The organism is Gordonia sp. CPCC 205515 (assembly GCF_048537925.1).
Lineage (GTDB): Bacteria > Actinomycetota > Actinomycetes > Mycobacteriales > Mycobacteriaceae > Gordonia.
The window spans coordinates 1-19,184 of the sequence record NZ_JBCLVJ010000017.1 but is presented as its reverse complement, the minus strand read 5'-3'; the positions used below and the strand labels follow the sequence as shown (position 1 = coordinate 19,184).

General features: G+C 67.3%; 17 protein-coding genes. All 17 read right to left on the bottom strand.

Annotated elements, in window-relative coordinates:
• Positions 1-48: 48 nt before the first annotated feature.
• Complete coding sequence (gene der / locus AAFP30_RS23510) at positions 49-1,497, bottom strand: ribosome biogenesis GTPase Der (protein WP_419232456.1); 1,449 nt, start codon at positions 1,495-1,497, stop codon at positions 49-51.
• Complete coding sequence (gene cmk / locus AAFP30_RS23505) at positions 1,494-2,228, bottom strand: (d)CMP kinase (RefSeq protein ID WP_419232455.1); 735 nt, start codon at positions 2,226-2,228, stop codon at positions 1,494-1,496. The genes der and cmk overlap by 4 nt, the downstream gene beginning before the upstream one ends.
• Positions 2,225-3,253: a pseudouridine synthase gene (locus AAFP30_RS23500; RefSeq protein WP_419232454.1), complete on the bottom strand. Its 1,029-nt coding sequence runs from the start codon at positions 3,251-3,253 to the stop codon at positions 2,225-2,227. The genes cmk and AAFP30_RS23500 overlap by 4 nt, the downstream gene beginning before the upstream one ends.
• Before the next feature lie 9 nt (positions 3,254-3,262).
• Entirely contained in the window at positions 3,263-3,988 is a 726-nt protein-coding gene (scpB, locus tag AAFP30_RS23495; protein ID WP_419232453.1) for an SMC-Scp complex subunit ScpB, read from the bottom strand.
• The gene (locus tag AAFP30_RS23490; RefSeq protein WP_419232452.1) at positions 3,985-4,809 is read right to left on the bottom strand and encodes a segregation and condensation protein A; all 825 of its coding nucleotides are present in this window, start codon (positions 4,807-4,809) and stop codon (positions 3,985-3,987) included. Before AAFP30_RS23490 ends, scpB begins: the two co-directional genes overlap by 4 nt.
• Positions 4,806-5,891 (bottom strand): ParA family protein, encoded by a 1,086-nt coding sequence (locus tag AAFP30_RS23485; protein ID WP_419232510.1) that lies wholly within the window; start codon positions 5,889-5,891, stop codon positions 4,806-4,808. Before AAFP30_RS23485 ends, AAFP30_RS23490 begins: the two co-directional genes overlap by 4 nt.
• A gap of 252 nt (positions 5,892-6,143) precedes the next feature.
• Entirely contained in the window at positions 6,144-7,097 is a 954-nt protein-coding gene (xerD, locus tag AAFP30_RS23480) for a site-specific tyrosine recombinase XerD (RefSeq protein WP_419232451.1), read from the bottom strand.
• Positions 7,094-7,762: an NUDIX domain-containing protein gene (locus AAFP30_RS23475; RefSeq protein WP_419232450.1), complete on the bottom strand. Its 669-nt coding sequence runs from the start codon at positions 7,760-7,762 to the stop codon at positions 7,094-7,096. The genes xerD and AAFP30_RS23475 overlap by 4 nt, the downstream gene beginning before the upstream one ends.
• The gene (locus AAFP30_RS23470) at positions 7,759-9,498 is read right to left on the bottom strand and encodes a CTP synthase (RefSeq protein WP_419232449.1); all 1,740 of its coding nucleotides are present in this window, start codon (positions 9,496-9,498) and stop codon (positions 7,759-7,761) included. Before AAFP30_RS23470 ends, AAFP30_RS23475 begins: the two co-directional genes overlap by 4 nt.
• A 136-nt stretch (positions 9,499-9,634) precedes the next feature.
• The gene (locus AAFP30_RS23465) at positions 9,635-10,576 is read right to left on the bottom strand and encodes a copper transporter (protein WP_419232448.1); all 942 of its coding nucleotides are present in this window, start codon (positions 10,574-10,576) and stop codon (positions 9,635-9,637) included.
• 3 nt (positions 10,577-10,579) lie between these two features.
• On the bottom strand, positions 10,580-11,767 hold the full coding sequence (gene steA, locus AAFP30_RS23460; RefSeq protein ID WP_419232447.1) for a putative cytokinetic ring protein SteA: 1,188 nt from the start codon (positions 11,765-11,767) through the stop codon (positions 10,580-10,582).
• A 122-nt stretch (positions 11,768-11,889) separates the two neighbouring features.
• Complete coding sequence (locus tag AAFP30_RS23455) at positions 11,890-12,642, bottom strand: YsnF/AvaK domain-containing protein (protein WP_419232446.1); 753 nt, start codon at positions 12,640-12,642, stop codon at positions 11,890-11,892.
• A gap of 196 nt (positions 12,643-12,838) precedes the next feature.
• Positions 12,839-14,656 carry a DNA repair protein RecN gene (gene recN / locus AAFP30_RS23450; RefSeq protein ID WP_419232445.1) on the bottom strand — a complete coding sequence of 606 codons (1,818 nt, stop codon included), beginning with the start codon at positions 14,654-14,656 and terminating at the stop codon, positions 12,839-12,841.
• A gap of 2 nt (positions 14,657-14,658) precedes the next feature.
• On the bottom strand, positions 14,659-15,672 hold the full coding sequence (locus AAFP30_RS23445) for an NAD kinase (protein ID WP_419232444.1): 1,014 nt from the start codon (positions 15,670-15,672) through the stop codon (positions 14,659-14,661).
• A gap of 17 nt (positions 15,673-15,689) precedes the next feature.
• The gene (locus AAFP30_RS23440) at positions 15,690-16,580 is read right to left on the bottom strand and encodes a TlyA family RNA methyltransferase (protein ID WP_419232443.1); all 891 of its coding nucleotides are present in this window, start codon (positions 16,578-16,580) and stop codon (positions 15,690-15,692) included.
• 11 nt (positions 16,581-16,591) lie between these two features.
• A complete protein-coding gene (locus tag AAFP30_RS23435; protein WP_419232442.1) occupies positions 16,592-16,882 on the bottom strand; it encodes a hypothetical protein in 291 nt (96 codons plus the stop codon).
• A 13-nt stretch (positions 16,883-16,895) separates the two neighbouring features.
• On the bottom strand, positions 16,896-18,947 hold the full coding sequence (locus AAFP30_RS23430; RefSeq protein ID WP_419232441.1) for an HAD-IIA family hydrolase: 2,052 nt from the start codon (positions 18,945-18,947) through the stop codon (positions 16,896-16,898).
• Positions 18,948-19,184 lie beyond the last annotated feature (237 nt).

Genomic DNA, 19,184 nt, shown 5'->3' with positions numbered 1-19,184 from the left:
GCGGAGCGTCAGCTCCCGGCGACCACCCGACAGGCCAGTCGTCCCCGATCAGCGTTTGCCGCGGCGCAGCTCCCGCTTGTCCCGGACCCGAACGTTGATCCGCACCGGGGAACCGTCGAAGTTGAACTCCTCGCGCAGTCGGCGTTCCAGGAAGCGGCGGTAGCCTGCCTCGAGGAAGCCCGTGGTGAACAGCACGAAGGTCGGCGGACGGACCGACGCCTGCGTCGCGAACATCACGCGCGGCTGACGACCACCGCGCAGCGGTGGCGGCGTCGCGGCGATGACCTCTTTGAGCCAGTTGTTGAGTCGTCCGGTCGAGACGCGCTTGTCCCAGGACTCGAGGGCACCCTCGAGCGCCGGCACGAGCTTGTGTACCGAGCGTCCGGTGTTCGCGGAGATGTTCACCCGGCGCGCCCACGGCACGCGGGCCAACTCGCGGTCGATCTCCTTGTCCAGCTGATACCGCCGGTCTTCGTCGACCAGATCCCACTTGTTGAAGGCGATCACCAACGCTCGACCGCTCTCGATGATCAGCGAGAGGACGCGGAGGTCCTGCTCGGTGATCGGTTCGGACGCGTCGATCAGCAGGATCGCGACCTCGGCCGCGTCGAGGGCGGCGCGGGTGCGCAGCGACGCGTAGTACTCGTGCCCACTGGCCGTGCGCACCTTTCGCCGCAGTCCGGCGGTGTCGACGAACTGCCATGTCTTGCCGTCGAGTTCAACGAGCTCGTCGACGGGGTCGACGGTGGTGCCGGCAACGTTGTCGACGACGGAGCGCTCCTCGCCGGCGAGTTTGTTCAGCAGCGAACTCTTACCGACATTGGGTTTACCGACCAGCGCGACGCGGCGCGGACCGCCGAGAGTGGCGGTGCCCTCGCGGGGCGTCTCGGGCAGTACGTCGAGCACGACGTCGAGCAGGTCACCGGCGCCACGGCCGTGTGCCGCCGAGACTGGTTGCGGCTCACCGAGTCCCAACGACCACAGGGTGGCCGTCTCGGCTTCGGCGCGTTCGCTGTCGACCTTGTTGGCCGCCAGGATGACCGGTGTCTTCGAGCGGCGCAGCACCCGGGCGACGGCCTCGTCGGTCGCGGTCGCGCCGACGGTGGCATCGACCACCAACACGATGGCATCGGCGGTCCGCATGGCCAACTCGGCCTGCGCGGCGACCGCCTGCTGCAGTCCCTTCGCGTCGGGCTCCCAGCCGCCGGTGTCGACGACAGTGAACCGCCGACCCGACCAACTCGCCGCATACGACACGCGGTCGCGCGTCACACCCGGGATGTCTTCGACGACCGCTTCGCGGCGGCCGAGGATGCGGTTGACGAGCGTCGACTTGCCGACGTTCGGGCGACCGACGATCGCCAGCACCGGCATCGGCACCGAGCCGGCGCCATCGCCGTCGACATCGAAGTCGCCCAGTTCCCAATCGGTTTCGTCGGACCAGGTGCCGTCGCCGGGCAAGGCCAGATCGTCGGCGCCGGTGATGTTCTCGCTCACGACTGCACTCCAGTCTTCGAGGTCGGGGCATCCGAGGCAGGAGACACGATGCGTTCCCGGATGAGGTGGTCGAGTGTGTCGACGACCTGAGCCAGGGTCAGGTCGCTGGTATCGACGAGGACCGCATCGTCGGCCGCCCGCAACGGCGACACCTCGCGGGTGGAATCGAGATGATCCCGACGATTGACACTGGCCAGCACCGTCTCGTAGTCACTGTCCCGCCCGGCCGAGAGGTTCTGCCGATGGCGACGCTCGGCACGCGCTTCCGGTGTGGCCGTGAGGAACACCTTCACGTCGGCGTCGGGGAAGACCACGGTGCCGATGTCACGACCTTCCACCACCACGAACTCGCCCTCTGCCTCACTGCGTTGCACGGCAACGAGTTTGGTACGGACGGCGGCGACGGCGGAGACCGCCGACACCGCACTCGTCACATGATCGGACCGGATCTCCTGCGAGACGTCAACTCCGTCCAGGTAGGCGGTGCAGCCGCCGTCACCGAGATCGAGTCGAATGTCGGCGTCGGCCACGGTCGTGCCGATCGCCGCCGAGTCATCGAGCGCTACACCGGCATTCAGCACCGCGAGGGTCGCCGCCCGGTACATCGCACCGGTATCGAGGTAGTGTGCACCGACCCGCTTGGCAATCAGCTTGGAGACCGTCGACTTTCCGGTACCGGCGGGTCCGTCGATGGCGATCACCCGTCCGCGAGCCGAATCAGCCTGTGTCACAGACCCACCGCCTTGTAGAGTTCGCCGATCTCCCGGTTGTTGAGCACCCGGATGCTGCCGGGCCGCTGCTCGCCGAGCGTCACCGCACCGAGGTGGGTGCGGACGAGTTCCTGCACCGGATACCCGACCTCCTCGAACAGACGACGCACGATCCGATTTCGTCCCTCGTGCAGAGTGATTCGCACCATGGACTGTCCCTGGTGCACACCCACGACCGTGAATGAGTCGACAGTGACCGGGCCGTCCTCGAGTTCCACCCCGTCCCGCAGTTGTCGACCGACGGACCGGTCCACCTCACCGCGCACCGTCGCGAGGTAGGTTTTGGGCACCTCGTAGGACGGATGCATCAACCGATGTGCGAGCTCACCGTCGTTGGTCAGCAGCAGCAGTCCCTCGGTGTCGGCGTCGAGTCGGCCGACGTGGAACAGCCGCTGTCCGGCCATCACCCGCTCGGCGATGATGTCGCCGACGCAGGGTCGCCCCTGTTCGTCGGCCATTGTGGACTGCATACCCTTGGGCTTGTTCAGCGCGAGATACTGCTTGTCTTCGTCGATGACGACGCGCGCGCCGTCGACGCGGATGATGGCGGTGTCGGGGTTGATCCGCATGCCCTGCTCGGTGACGATCTCTCCGTCGACCTCGACGCGTCCGGCGGCGATCAGTTCTTCGGCGCCGCGACGCGAGGCCACCCCGGCCGCCGCGAGGACCTTCTGCAAACGCAGACCGTCGGCGACATAGGTCGCACCGGCCCCCGACGACTCGGCGGGCGTCTGATGCCGCGCCGGGCGCGCATTGTTCAACCGCACCTTGCCCGAGGCGACGTCGGGTTTCGACGATCCCTTGCGGTGTTGCTTCTTGCCCCGGGCGGGGTCAGGCGCGCCGTGTCTCGTCCCGCCGGCGCGACCGGTCTTATTGCCGGCCTTGCTGCCGCCGGCCGACTTACCGCCGGTCGTCTTGGTGTTCTTCGCTGCGCGCGCGGGCTTCTTGCCTCGGCCCGGTGTGCCGTCTCGGCTAGCGGATGCCATGTCGATGTCCTAGTCGTCGGTGTCCGTGACGCTCCCCGACGTGTCGTCGGCGTCTGTCGCGGGTGAATTGTTCCCTGTCGAGTCTGACCGGTGAGCGTCGAGTTTGGCGAATCGCGGGTCCGACGACAGTTCCTCTTCGAGGTCGTCGATGACGTCGACGCCGGGCAGCAGTGGGGCCAGGTCCGGCAGCTCCGACAGCGATGCGAGTCCGAGGCGTTCCAGGAACAACTCGGTGGTGCCGTAGGTGGTGGCGGTGGTCTGCGGGTCGGTACCGACCTCGCTGATCAGGCCGCGTGCGACCAGGGTGCGAATGACGCCGTCGACGTTGACACCGCGGATCGCACTGACCCGCGCGCGACTGACCGGCTGCCGGTAGGCGATCACCGCCAGGGTCTCCAACGCGGCCCGCGTCAACTTGGAACGCGCACCATCGAGCAGCAGCCGTTCCACATAGGGCGCGAACTCGGCGCGGGTGTAGAACCGCCAGCCATCGCCGGCAAATCGCAGGTCAAAGCCACTGTTGGCCGCGGTCAGTTCCTCGGCGATCCGGGTGAGCATGCCCTGCACCCGCACCCGGTCGGTGTCGACGGCGGTCGCCAGTTCGTCGGTGCTGACCGGGGTGTCGACGACGAGCAGGACGGCTTCGAGCGCCGATCGCAACCGGTGATCGTCCAGTTCGTCGTCGAGGTCGTCACCGGGGAGATCCACCGTGTCCGGTTCCGGCTGCTCGGTCATCCGTAGTCCTCCGCCTTGTCGATGTTGACGTCGTCGACGTCGCGTTCGCCGGTCCAACTCACCTGGAGATCACCCAGCGCGAGCGGTTGTTCGAAGGCGATCGCCCGCTCGCGGAACAGTTCGAGCAGTCCGAGGAAGCTGCCGACGACTTCGAGACCACTCTCACAGTCGGCGATCAACTGTCGGAAGCTCACCCACTCGCCGGGTGTCGTGGCCAGCAGCGTCGCCATGCGTCGCGCCTGCGCCGGCACCGACACCTGGTGCATGTCATGCAGATGGCCGAGTCCGACACTCGGCACCGGACGTGGGGTCAGCGCGGAGGCCGCCACCACGGCGAAGCCCTGCGCATCCACACCGAGTGTCACTTCGGGCAGCAACTCCTCGAACTGCTTCTCCAGCGACACCGCCCGCGGATACCGTTGCAGCGCAGCCGCTTCCAGCTCACCGAAGAGCGCCGCGACCTGCTTATAGGCGCGGTATTGCAACAGCCGCGCGAACAGCAGATCCCGCGCTTCGAGCAACGCCAGGTCTTCGGGGTCGTCGACCTCGCCGGTCGGTAGCAGGCGCGCCGCCTTCAGGTCGAGCAGGGTGGCGGCAACCACCAGGAACTCGGTGGTCTGTTCCAGCCCGACCTCGGGGCCGAGTTCACGCGTATAGGCGATGAAATCATCGGTGACCTCGTGCAACGCGACCTCGGTCACGTCCAGCCGATGCTGGCTGATCAGGTTGAGCAGCAGGTCGAACGGACCCTCGAAGTTGCGGAGTTTGACCTGGAATCCGACAGGCTTGTCCGTAACCGCTTCGAGGCCGTCGTCGGTCATGTGGGACGGGCGTTGCGCGCGATGACCTCGCGGGCGAGCGCCCGGTAGGACTCGGCGCCACCGGACTTCGGCGCCCACGACGTGATCGGCTCACCCGCGACACTGGTCTCCGGAAACCGCACGGTGCGGCTGATCACCGCGTCGTAGACGACATCGCCGAACACCTCGACGACGCGGGCCATGACCTCCCGCGAATGCAGAGTGCGCGCGTCGAACATGGTGACGAGGATGCCGCCGAGTTCCAGACGCGGGTTGAGCCGGTCGCGCACCTTGTCGACAGTGTCGGTGAGCAGCGCCAGCCCACGCAGGCTGAAGTACTCACATTCCATCGGGATGATCACCGTGTCAGCACACGCCAGCGCGTTGACGGTGAGCAGACCCAGCGACGGCTGGCAGTCGATGAGGACGTAGTCGTAGCGGTCGAGGACGGGGTGCAGGGCCCGGGCCAGTGACTGTTCCCGGCCGACCTCGGTGACGAGTTGGATCTCCGCGGCAGATAGGTCGATGTTGCTCGGCAACAGGTCGAGTCCGTCGACGCGGGTACGCATCAGCACCTCGTCGGTGGCGACATGCGGCGGCACCAACAGGTTGTAGACGGTCTGCTCGAGTTCGTGATGCGGCACACCGAGTCCCGCCGACAGTGCACCCTGCGGATCGAGATCGACGAGCAGCACACGCCGCCCGAATTCGGCCAGCGCCGCGCCCAGGTTGATGGTCGACGTCGTCTTGCCGACGCCGCCCTTCTGGTTGCAGACAGCGATGACGGTGGCCGGACCGTGCCGGTCCAGCGGAGTGGGTTCGGGAATGTCGCGGTAGGGACGACCGGTCGGTCCCAGCACGGGCTCGGCCGGGGCGGCCGGCTCGGCGGCAGCCGTCTCGGCGGATTCGGCTGAGGCGGGCTCGGGAGTGGTGGGTACCGGTGCGGGCGGTTGCGGTGCGACCGGCGCCGGAGCCGCAGGCTCGGGTGTGGACGGTGTCGTCCCCCACGGCGCAGCCTGCCCATAGGACCCACCCGACGTCGGCGGGACAGCGTCCGAGCCGGTCTGCGGGTCCGGTGGTGTCGGAACGGATGGTGTCGGCACGGATGGTGTCGCGTCGGCGCCGTCATGAACCGCGTCGAAGCCGAGTTGAACCGGCCGATGGAACTGATCGCGGGAAGGTCCGGCAGATCGCGGTGCCCCCGGGGTGCTCACGTGTCCGCCGCTCCCTTCTGTCGTGTCGCCGCCGGCGCTGGTCGTCGCGACCATCGCGGCAGTGCTCCCAAGCCTAATGGGTCGAATCGCCGAATCTGCGACGCACCGCCGTGCGCCGTCACCGGACAACCGGTCGGTGCGTCATCGTGCCCGCGGATGGGCGGTCGCGTAGACCTCCCGCATCGTGTTGACCGTCACCAATGTGTAGACCTGCGTCGTCGTCACCGACGCATGACCGAGCAGTTCCTGGACGACGCGGACATCGGCCCCGCCGTCGAGCAGGTGCGTCGCGAAGCTGTGTCGCAGGGTGTGCGGCGACACTGCTTTGTCCAGGCCCGCCCGCTGCGCGGCGTCGGAGAGCACCTGCCAGGCACTCTGCCGCGACAATCGGCCACCGCGGGCATTCAGGAACAGCGCCGGCTTGGCGCGGCTGGCCAACGCCGGCCGTCCCCGCACCAGATAGGCGTCGATGGCGTCGATGGCCGGACCGCCGACCGGCACCACCCGTTCCTTGCCGCCCTTGCCGCGCAACCGCACGGCACGGGTCTCGGTGTCGATGTCGTCGACGTCGAGCGCGATCGCCTCGGAGATCCGCGCGCCACAGCTGTAGAGCAGTTCAAGCAGGGCACGGTCCCGCAGCGCGCGTGGGTGGTCGGCAGCACCGGCCGACTCGAGGATCGCGAGCACCTCGTCGATCGGCAGGGACTTCGGTAGCCGACGCGCCGGTCGCGGCGGTGCCACCGCATGGGCGACATCGTCGACGACGATCCCCTCGGCCGCGGCGAACTTGTGAAAGCCTCTGACCGCCACCAGGGTTCGCGCGATGGAGCTGTCCGCCAGCGGCGCCTGCCCGGCATCACGGTCACCGCGCCGCAGTTCGACGAGGAACTCGCGGACATCGTTCTCGGTCACCTCCGACAGCGCGGTGATGCCGCGGCTGACGAGGTAGTGCTCATAGCGGCCGAGATCACGCCGATAGGAGGTGACGGTGTTGGTCGCCGCGCCGCGTTCGACGGTGAGGTGATCGAGGTAGCGGGTCACCTGTTCGGCGGTGGCCGACGCGGCGACCGGATCGGACACGCCGGTGCCGGTCATCGACCGGCTCGCCGCTCTTGCAACGCCGTCGGCTGATCGGTCCACGGGGCGTCGACGTGGCGCAGCGGGACGCCGCGCGCGGCGGCAGCGGCCACCGCGAGGATGCCGGCCACACAGGTAGCGTTCACGATCTCGCCGGACAGGATGCGGGCGACGGCGTCGTCGAGGGTCACCCACTCGACGGACATGTCGGCCTCTTCGTCGTGGCGGGCGGCGGCGTCGAGTTCATGCAGGCCTTCGGCGAGGAAGACCCGCAGCGCCTCGTCGGTGAATCCCGGCGACAGGTCGACGTCGACCAGCACGTGCCAGTCGTCGGCGGCCAGATCGACCTCTTCGGCGAGTTCGCGTTGTGCGGCGGCCAGAGGCGTCTCGTCGGCACCGCCGTCGAGCAGACCCGCGGGCAACTCGAGCAGCCGGCGACCGATGGGATGCCGGTACTGCCGCACCATGGCGATGCGACCCTGCGCGTCGCGTGCGACCACTGCCACCGCACCGTGATGCTCGACCACCTCACGTTCGGCGACACGGCCGCCGGGCATCTCGACCTCGTCGACCCGCAAGGTCAGGATCGCGCCGTCGTACACACTGCGACTCGCGCGCACCGCGAACTCGTGGATCCCGGCCGATTCACCGACCGCCTGCGCGTCCTCCCCCGGTCCGGTCAAGCGCCACGTTCCTCGAGATCATCCTCGGCGTCGTCGACCATCGGCGGCTCGTAGTCCCCCAAGTCGACCGGAAGACGCTCTGCTGCCTTGTATTTCAATGCAGCATCGATGAACGCGCGGAACAGCGGGTGCGGGCGGGTCGGCCGACTCTTCAGCTCCGGATGCGCCTGGGTGGCCACCAGGAACGGGTGCACCGACGGCGGGTACTCGACGAATTCGACGAGGTGACCGTCGGGTGACGTGCCGGAGAAGACCAGTCCGGACTGCGCGATCTTGTCCCTGTAGGCGTTGTTGACCTCGAAGCGGTGCCGATGACGTTCGGAAACCTGGGTGGTCTCGTAGGCCGTGGCGACCACCGATCTCTTCTCGAGCACCGCGGGGTAGGCACCGAGCCGCATGGTGCCACCGAGGTCGGCTTCCCCGGCTACGACCTCGTGCTGGTCGGCCATGGTGGAGATCACCGGGAACGGGGTGTCGGGGTCGAACTCGGTGGAACTCGCCTCGTCGAGTCCGGCCGCGCGGGCCGCCTCGATGACCACGCACTGCAGACCCAGACACAGTCCGAGCAGCGGGATCCCACGTGTGCGGGCGAAGTTGATCGCACCGACCTTGCCCTCGATCCCGCGGATGCCGAAACCGCCCGGGATCAGCACGGCGTGGACATCGCCGAGCGCGGCCAGCGATCCCTCGACGGTGGCGCAATCGTCCGAGGGCACCCATTTGATCTCGGTGCGCGCGCGATGGGCGAAGCCACCCGCCCGGATCGCCTCGGTGACCGACAGATACGCGTCGGGCAGGTCGACGTACTTGCCCACCAGCGCGACAGTGACGGTCTCCCGCGGGTCGTGCACCCGCTTGAGGAGTTCGCCCCACTCTGTCCAGTCCACGTCCCGGAACGGCAGGTTAAGGCGGCGCACCACGTACGCGTCGAGCTGTTCGCGGTGCAGCACCTTGGGGATGTCGTAGATCGACGGCGCGTCGGGGGTGGAGATGACGCCCTCGAGGTCGACATCGCACATCAGCGCGATCTTCTTTTTCAGACCCTCCGGGACCTCCCGGTCACACCGCAGGATCAGCGCGTCGGGCTGGATACCGACGTTACGCAGCGCCGCGACCGAGTGCTGGGTCGGTTTTGTCTTGAGCTCCCCGGACGGCGCCAGGTACGGCACCAGCGAGACGTGGATGAAGAAGACATTGTCGCGACCGACGTCGTGCCGGATCTGACGAGCGGCCTCGATGAACGGCAACGACTCGATGTCACCGACGGTGCCGCCGATCTCGGTGATCACCACGTCCGGGGTCTCACCGTCGTCGCCGGGCTCGCGCATCGCGAGGACCCGGGCCTTGAGTTCGTCGGTGATGTGCGGGATGACCTGCACGGTCTCACCCAGGTACTCGCCGCGACGTTCCTTGGCGATGACCGACGAATAGACCTGTCCGGTGGTCACATTCGCCGACTGGGAGAGGTTGCGGTCGAGGAACCGTTCATAGTGCCCCACGTCGAGGTCGGTCTCGGCGCCGTCCTCGGTGACGAAGACCTCGCCGTGCTGGAACGGATTCATCGTTCCCGGATCGACGTTGAGGTACGGGTCCAGCTTCTGCATGGTGACCCGGAGGCCACGAGCAGTGAGGAGTTGTCCGAGGCTCGAGGCGGTGAGCCCCTTACCCAAGGATGAGGCGACACCACCCGTCACGAAGATGTGTTTGGTGTCATGCACATGGCGCAGTGGTCGCAAATGCGTCTCCCGTCGGCCGAAATCAGGCCAGAAATACCTGTTTACCTACGGGACTACAGGGTAACACCTCCGCGGGCGAACGCCTGCCACGACACCGAACCCGACATGTTCTCGTGTCGGGTTCAGTGATCGGGAGTCAGGCGGCGGGCCGGGGCGCGGGCTCGGCCCCCACGGTGATCGCGGTGGCTCCGGGGCCGGTACCGAAGGCCGCGGTGCGGCCCTTGGCCTCTTCCCCAAGGACCAGGACGGTGGTGATCCGACCGGTTTGTTGGTCGACGTTGTCGACGGTGGAGACCGCATTGCCGAGTGCCGGGTCACTGCGCACGACGGCGATGGGTGAGCCACCGGTCGCCGATCCGGTCCGCCCGACGAGGGTGCCGCCCTGCCCGCGGGCGGCCATCGCTGCGGCGAACCGCGCGACGAGCTGACCTTGCGCCCCCGAGTCGTCGGGCATCGCGTCGCCGCTGACCACCACCACGAGATCGGCGGGCGCCACCGCACCGTTGGCGTAGTCGATGAAGCCGCCTTCCTTCAGCGCCTGCAGGCCAAGGCGACGGTCATCGGTGGAGGCCGCCTGCGCCCCGTCGGGGTGCAGGATCAACGAACCGAGCAGGTCGCCCACCCGGCCGCCGGAATCGGTGAGCTCGGTACGCAGCGTGGTGCCGGCCGGAATGGTCTGGTCGACGATGGTCCGCAGCTGCTCGGCTTTCTGATCGCGCAGCAGGGTGTCGGTCATCGCGACCTGTCCGGCGAACTTGCCGCCCGCCGCCGACACCGACTCCTTGACCGCGTCGACATCGGAGTCGGCGGCGTTCGGCGCGGTGACGACCAGCACCGACTGTCCCTTGAGACTGCCGGCCAGCAGTCGCGGTGCGATCGCCGCCTCGAAGCTGTTGGCGGCGTTGACCTGATCGTTGAGTTCGTCACGTTGCTTCTCGAGGTCGCCGACGCGATCCCGGGACGTGCCGGTGAGCGCATTCATCCGGTCGCCGACGAAGCCGGACCCCAGGAAGAGTCCGACGGCCAGCGCGAGGAAGACGGCGACCAGTGAGATCGCGTGCTGCCGAGAAGAAATCATGGGCTACCTGTTCCAGACGCCCTGCGCCCACTCGACGGCGTCGTGATACTGGGCGACCGCCCAATCGGTCACCTCGGGACCCCAGCTCGACAGCATGACGGCAGCGATGATGGCGACGAGCGCGGCGAGGATCACGCAGGCGATCGCGGCACCGGAGATCCGGCTGCGATACAGCGTGGCCACGGCCTTGGCGTCGACCAGCTTGGGACCGACCTTGAGTCGGGTCAGGAATGTCGACGGGTTGCTCTCGCGACGCGAGCGGTCGAAGAAGTCGTCGAGGGTGCCGCCGTAGCCGACGGTGACGATGAGGTCGGCGCCGTGATAGTCCGTCAGCAGCAGCGCGAGATCGGCGGCGCTGCCCGCTGCGGGGAAGGTGGTGGCGCCGATACCCAGATCCTGGATGCGGGCGAGTCCGGCGGCATGGCCGTCGGTGTCGGCGGGCAGGACCAGCTGCGCCCCCGATTTGAGGGTGGCGGCCTTGATGTCGTCGGGGTCGCCGACGATCAGCGCAGGCTTGTACCCGGCCTTCATCAGGGTGTCGGCACCGGCGCCGACTCCGACGAGCACCGGTGAGTACTCCTTGATGAACGGCTTGAGCGCGCGCAGGTCGGTGGTCCGGTCCGCGCCGTCGCCGACGATGACCACATGCCGTCCGTGGAAGTCGACGTCCACGTCGGGCACGCCAACCCCGTCGATGAGCAACGGCGACTCGCTGCGGATGAACTCGATTGTGTTGCCGGAGAACGCTTCCAGGTGATCGACGAGGCCCGTTTTGGCCTCGATCATCTTGTCCGCGATGTCGCTCTCCTCGAGCTCGGTGCCCATCGCGAGGCGCCGGTCGCCGACGAAGAGCCGGTCGTTGTCGATGCGGAGTTTGGCGCCGTCCTTGACGCGCTTGAACACCTCGTCGCCGACGTTGTCGAGCAGCACGATGCCCGAGGCCACCAGGACCTCGGGACCGAGATTGGGATAGCGCCCGGAGATGGACGATGATGCGTTGACCACCGCGACGACGTTGGCCTGCACCAGAGCATCGGCGGTGACCCGGTCGAGATCGACCTCGTCGAGGATCACGATGTCGCCGGGGCCGACTCGATCGAGCAGTCGGCGGGTGTTCTTGTCGATCCTGGCTATTCCGGTGACGCCAGGAAGTTCATCGGTCGTACGGGCTAGCAGAGCAGGCATCTTCATGACGCTCATGATTGACGCGTTGCCGCGGCTTGCCGGGGAGGCGCGCCGTAACAACTGCAACTTTTGTCACATGAGTAACATGCCTGTCCTGCCGCCCGTCCGTCGCATTGCGAAAGGAGGGATCACACTCCGTTCATGTGGTAATCGCGCGACGAGGTGTCGGCGACGACCTGCTCGGTGCCGATCGGGCGAGCCATCGAGTAGTTGCTCTCGTCGACGTCGATCTCCTCGTGCCGAACCTGGCCGGTGACCCGTTCGGTGCGCTGGACGCGTTCCTTGCCGAGTTCGACCTGACCGATCACCCGGACCCTCTTGCCCAGATCGACTTCCTCGCTACGGAGTTCGATCTCGTAGGACTCCTCCTCGAAGAGATGATCGAGGTCGGCCTCGCGGTCGGCATCCATCCGGTTGATCTTGATCTTCTCGTGGTAGGTCTCGACGTCGATCGCCTCGTCGTGCACGACGATGCGCTTGGAGATCCGCACCACACCGGTCGCGACTTCGCGTTTGGTCGCGATCAGATCCTCACGATAGAGGTCGATCGTCCGGCGGTCGTCGGTCGTCCAGTTGGCCGCATCCATCGACGCGTTCGTGTCGGCCATGCCCTTGTTCGTGTCAACCAGGCCCTTGAATTGACCGGCGCCGGCACCTCGCCAGCTGCCGCCCATGATCCACTCACTGTCCTGGTCCAACCGGACGAAATCGGGTTCGAATGCGGCGACACCTTGCTCGCCGACCGCCATGCGATCGCCACCCTTGAGATCGATGACGAGATCGTTGCCCTCGGTGGCGGCAACCGTGCCGACTTCCGTGCCGTCGCGGCCCACTACGGGCGTGCCCACCTTGATGTCATAACCAGCGAATGTGACTACCATTGTCGCACCATTCCCATTCTGCATCGTGAACTTGATTTACGGGTCCCCACCTAAATCGGAATCTAGACCCCGTCAAGCCAGAATGTGACCGGTTTCACAATTATTATCAGCGTGGCTACAGATCGTTATCGCACCGATAACCCCGCTGTTGGTGTATAAGTGTTTCGCTTACTTCGGTGCCTACTGCGCCGGAGTGCTATTTGGTCTGTGCCCCAGCCCTTTTCGGCGTAACCTTCGCATCATTCGCTTTTTCGCTGTCGGCGGTCGCCAGAAGTTCTTCCGCGTGGGCCTTACCCGTATCGGAATCCCCGAGTCCGGCCAGCATCCGGGCCAGTTCGGCGATCCGGTCGTCGCGAGACAGCGTGCGTACCGTGCTCGTCTGCGGCTTTCGTCCGCGCGCACCCGAACTCTTGCCGATGACGAGATGATTGTCGGCAAACGCGGCCACCTGCGGCAGATGGGTCACGACGATGACCTGATGAGCGCGGGCCAGATTCGCGAGCCGACGCCCGATCTCGACCGCGGCGCGGCCACCGACACCGGCATCGACCTCGTCGAACACCATGATGGACCCGCTCGTCGGCGCCGCCAGCACCACTTCGAGCGCGAGCATCACCCGGGAGAGCTCACCCCCGGACGCCGATCGGGCGATCGGCAGTGGTGTGGCGCCCTTGTGCGCGACGAGACCGAACTCGACGCGGTCGGCGCCGGCCGATCCGGCATGTGCACGCCGGCCGTCGAGCTCGATCGCCAACCGATCATCGGTGCCGGCGGGATCCGGCGACACCTCGACGGCCAGGCTCGCGTCGCCCATGGCCAGCCCGGCGAGTTCCGCAGACACCTTGGTGGCCATGGATTTGGCGGCGGTGCGTCGTCGCTTGTGCAGGGTCGCGGCGGCGTCGGCAACCTTGTCCGCCGCAGCGGTGGCCGCGGCCTCGAGTTCGGCGATCGAGTGCGCGGGATCGTCGATGACGGCCAGGCGGGCCTCGGCGTCGCGACGCCACTCGATGACGCCATCGATATCCGGTGCGTACTTGCGGACCAGCGCCTTGAGTTCGGCCTGCCGGGTCAGCAGTTTCTCGAGTTCGTCGGCATCGGCCGGCAGGTCGGCGACAAACGAGGTCAGTTCCTCACCGACGTCGGTGACGACAGCGAGCGCTTCGGCGATCCGTGGCAGCAAGGCCACCAAGGCGTCCTCGGTGGTCGATTCGAGGATGCTGCGCACTTGGCCGAGACCGTCGATGACGGATCCGCTGTCACCGGTCACGATCTCGCGGGACTGGGCGGCGGCGGTCCGGATGGTCTCCAGATCGCTGAGCCGACGAATGGTGGCCGCGAGTTCGGTGTCTTCGCCGGGTTGCGGATCGACGGCCGCGATCTCATCGACGCCGAACCGTAGCCGATCGGCCTCTTGCGCCAGGTCACGCGACCTCGACCGCCGCATCTCGAGGTCGTCGAGGATGTTCACCCAGTCGACGCGGGCCGCGCGATAGGTCGCGAGGGCGTTCTCGACGGTCTGGCCGGCGAAGGTGTCGAGTGCGGCGCGCTGGTGCTCGGGTTTGATGAGCCGGAGTTGGTCGTTCTGTCCGTGGATGGTCAGCAGCTGATTGGTGAGCCGGCCGAGCACCCCGACCGGGACGGATCGTCCGCCGACATGCCCACGAGATCGGCCGTCGCTGGTGACCGACCGTAGGGCGATCAGCGAACCGTCCTCGTCGACGTCGGCGCCGGTGGATTCGAGGATCTCGGCGATCACCGGATCGGCGATGGAGTCGGCAACGTCGGCCGCACCTCCCGCATCACTGAGCCGGAATCGGCCTTCGACGGTGGCCTTGGTGTCCCCTGAACGCACCCGTGAGGCGTCGGCGCGCGCGCCCGACAGGAGATGCAGGCTGGTGACGATCATCGTCTTCCCGGCACCGGTTTCGCCGGTGAGCACGGTGAAGCCCGGGTGGAAGGTCGCCGAGGCCTGTTCGATGACGCCGAGCCCCTCGATGCTGAGTTCTTCGAGCATGCTCAGGGCTGCCTTCCGCGCCAACCGGTGACGGGCAGGTCGAACTTGGTCACCAGGCGGTCGGCGAACGGGTCGGAGTCGATCCGCACCCACAGGACAGACCGGTCGCTGCGCACCACTTCGACGCGCGCTCCCGCGGGGACATTGATCCGACGGCGACCGTCGCAGAGCGCGAGCGCGGAGCGCCCGTCCTTGTCGATCTCCACCGCGACGCGTGAGCGCGGGCTGGTGACCATCGGACGGGCGAAGAGCGCGTGGGCGTTGTTGGGCACCACCAGGATTGCTTCCAGATCGGGCCACATCACCGGTCCGCCCGCGGAGAAGGCATACGCCGTGGAACCGGTCGGGGTGGATACGAGGACACCGTCGGCACCGAACGCCGACACCGGCCGGTTGTCGACCTCGGTGACGAGTTCGAGCACGCCGTTGTTCGTACGGTTGAGGATGGCGACCTCATTGAGTGCCCAGGTCTTGATCGGCGGAGTGTCGGGCTGCGACGGGTCGATGACGGTGACGTCGAGGGTCATCCGGGGCACCACGGTGTAGTCGTTCTGGACGAGTTGCTGCATGACCTCGTCGACCCGATTGGCTTCGGCCTCGGCGAGAAATCCGATGTGCCCGAGGTTGATTCCGAGGACGGGAACCTCTGCGGGATAAGCGAGTTCGGCGGCACGCAGGAATGTGCCGTCGCCGCCGAGCACGATCGCGACCTCGCAGCCCTCGGCGGATTCGGGGACCGCGGACGCTATCTCCACGGCAGCGCCGGTGCTACGCAGTCGATCGGGATCGACCGAATGGATATCCGGACGTGCCGGTTCGGGGTAGTACTCGTCGACCGATCGGTTGGCGAGGTCGTGGACCTGGGCGTCGTGGTCGACCACTCGCAGTTTCACTCCGGCCGCCGCACAGTGCCGGGCGATGGAGTCCAAGGTCTGGGTGACGACTTCCCGGCCGGTGTTGGCGACGACCAGGAACTCTCGGTGGCCGGCCCGATCGGCGACATCGGCAGTCGTCACCCTCGTCCCTCCGTCTGTCACTGCGGTCCGTTCGCAACGGCCTGGGTGATCAGGTCGATCACCCAGGCGTCGTCTGCTGAGCCCGCATCCCCGGTCATATCTGTTCGGTCTTCGACCCTATCGGGATGCCCGGATGCGGTGTCGTCCCGGGCGGCATCGTGGTCTTTGCGGAGCCAGAGGAAGTATTCGACGTTTCCCGACGGCCCAGGTAGCGGGCTTGCCACCACTGCGCGGGTGACCAGCCCCAATTGCCGGGCGGTGCGGGAGACGGCCAGCACGGTGTCGGCTCGCTGCTGCGGATCGCGGACGACACCGCCGGCTCCGACCCGATCCTTGCCGACCTCGAACTGGGGTTTCACCATCGGCAGCAGGTCACCGCCGAGCCGGGTACAGGCCGCCAACGCGGGCAACACCAGCGCGAGGGAGATGAACGAGAGGTCGCCGACCACCAAGTCGACCTGTCCCCCGATGCCCTCCGGGTTCAGGTGCCGCACATTGGTACGGTCGTGCACGTCGACGCGCGGATCATTCTGCAGGCGCCAGATGAGTTGCCCGTAGCCGACGTCGGCAGCGACCACCTCGCGAGCACCGCGGCGCAGCAGTACGTCGGTGAATCCGCCGGTCGACGCCCCCGCGTCAAGGCATCGCCGACCGTCCGCCGACACTCCCAGCGGCTCGAATACCTCAAGCGCCCCAAGCAGTTTGTGCGCACCCCGCGACGCCCAGTCGTCGTCGACATGGTCGACGACGAGAATCGGCGTGTCCTTGGCGACGTTCGTCGCAGGCTTGGCGGCGACGACCCCGTTCACCTTGACCAGTCCGTCGGCGATCAGGTGCTGCGCTTGTTCACGGGATCGCGCGAGTCCGCGGCGGACCAGCTCGGCGTCGAGCCGTGCGCGCGCGGCCACTCAGCCGCTCCTCATCGAGGATCGACGTTTTCCAGCGCGGAGGTCAAGGTGTCGTGCGCCTGCTCGAGCAGTTCGGTTTGCCGCGCGAGCGCCGGAAGGTCGAACGTGTCGCCGGTTGCCCGGCGGATCTCGTCGACCTGGCCGACCAGTTCGGCGACGTTCTCGGTCACCGAATCCGGCGATACTTCGCTGCCGACGCCGGGTGCCCCGCCGCTGGTACGCGGCATCATCTGCGGCCCGGGACGCGGCGGACCCGGGACGGGTGCCGGGCCGGGACGCGGTGGCTGATCCGGTTGGCTCATGGTGCCCCCAACGCTAGCGCACTCCGCCGACACCCACCGATTCCAGGAGCGCCCGCACGTCGCCGTCGGGACTGGTCACCGAGAGTTCACTCGGATCGAGTCGATCCTCGTCGATTGCCTGCCACACGACATGCGCCACCGCTGGGATGAGGCTTTCGTCGACGCTCGCTCCGTCCCGCGTGACCGTCGCGACGTCGCCGTCGAGGTCGACCAGCCAGCCCGGCTGGTCCGCGACGCGCACCGAATCGGCGTCGCTGAACAGATGGGTCAGGTCGGCGATCACATACGTCGGACGCTGCTCCGGCGGTGCGACGAGCAGGTCGTTGACCGAACTCACCCCGGTCAGCACCAGGGCGCTGTCCACTCCGACGCTGTGTGCGCCCTCGATATCGGTGTCGAGCCGATCACCGACCACCAGTGGGCGGGTCGCACGACTGCGGGCGATCGCGTCGGCCATCAACGGTGCGGCGGGCTTGCCCGCCACCAGCGGGGTCTGCCCAGTCGCGTTGGCTACCGCGGCGACCATCGATCCGTTGCCGACGAGGTTGCCGCGTTCGGAGGGCAGCGTCGCATCGGTGTTGCAGGCCACCCACAGGGCGCCCGCATTGATGGCCAGCGCGGCCTCCGACAACTGTGCCCACCCGGTGTCGGGTGAATGTCCCTGGATGACGGCAGCCGGCCGATCATCGGCGCTACGGGTCACACCGATCCCCACCTCGCGAACTTCCTGCGCGAGGCCGTCGGTACCGATCACGAGAGCACGGGATCCCGGCTCGAGATGTTCGGCGAGCAGCCGGGCCGCCGACTGCGCGCTCGTCACCACCTGTTCGGTGGTCGCGGTGAAACCGAGTTCGACGAGATGCTCGACGACCGCTGCGGGGCGCCGGCTCGCGTTGTTGGTCACGAAATACCGAGGTGTCTCGATCGACTCCAAGCTCTCGCGCGCACCGGGCAGTGCCCGATGGCCTGCGAACACCGTGCCGTCGAGATCGAGCAGCAACGCGTCGTAGCGTCGGCCGAGTGCTGCACGTGGCTCACTGACGACGGTCTCCGCCGACGCAGTCGGGTCGGACTCCGTCGAGTCGATGTCCGTCGAATGCTGCTCTGTATCACCGACTTTCGCTTCGTCCACCGGAACAGCGACATCCGACGTCGAAGCCTCGACAGGCGCCGGTTCAACGACGGCCGCCGGTTCGACTACAGCGGGTTCGGCCACGGCAGGTTCGGCTACGGCGGGCTCGGCCTCGACCTGTTCTGCAGGCAGCACATCGTCAACACCGTCGCGATCCGCGGGCTCATCCGACGTGAGTTCCACCAACCGCAGCTCGGCGTCGGTCACGTCGTCGACGTCGGCCGAGGCCGTGTTCATGAACCAGGTGATTGCGTCGTCGGTGCGACCGGCGGCATGCAACGCGGACGCATAGGCGTAGAAGAGGCGAGCTGGGCCGGTGCCCGTCTGGCCGGGTGTCAGATCCTCGGCCTGCAGCGTCACGATCGCCTTCTGCGGCTCACCCAGATCGAGGCGGGCTCCGGATTCGACGATGCGCATCTCCGTCGCCTCGTCGCCGGTCAGGGCGCGACCGTCCTCACTGCGCGCGATTTCGATGGCCCGCTCCGGACGCCCAAGGCCACGCTCGGCGTCTGCGATGAGCGGAAGCAGTGCGGTGTTACCGGTGATGCGGCGGGCTGCTCGTAGCTCGGACAGCGCTTCCTGCCACTCGCCGGCGTTATAGGCGGCGACGCCCATCGTTTCGCGCACCAGACCGACCCGGCTGGCGCGACTACGCGCAGCACGTGCGTGCTCGAGGGCCAGCGCCGGGTCTTCTTCCAGAAGTCGAGTGACCATCACCAAGTGGCGGGCCACATTCTCCGCGTTGGTCTTGTCCAGCGTGAGCAGGTCGCGACGGACCTCGGTGTCGAGGTCGGAGGCATATACGTCATCGGGGATCTGTGGTTCATCCGGTCGGCCGGCGGATCCGGTGCCCCGAGGCGACGACGAACGCCTCGGACGGTCGGGCCGTCCGCCGTTACGTCGGGGTTGTCGGTCGCGATCGCGATCATTCATAGGAGCCAATGTATGCCTCGAAGTCAGCGGGAAGAAGGTGGTACCCCGATGTACGTGACACCCGGGATACCGAAAGAAGGGGAAACATGAAGAAAGGCTCTGCATCCGATGGGCTACATCGAATACAGAGCCTTTCTGTAAGTTGTGTTCGGCGGTGTCCTACTCTCCCACACTGGTTAGGGTGCAGTACCATCGGCGCTGGAGGGCTTAGCTTCCGGGTTCGGAATGGAGCCGGGC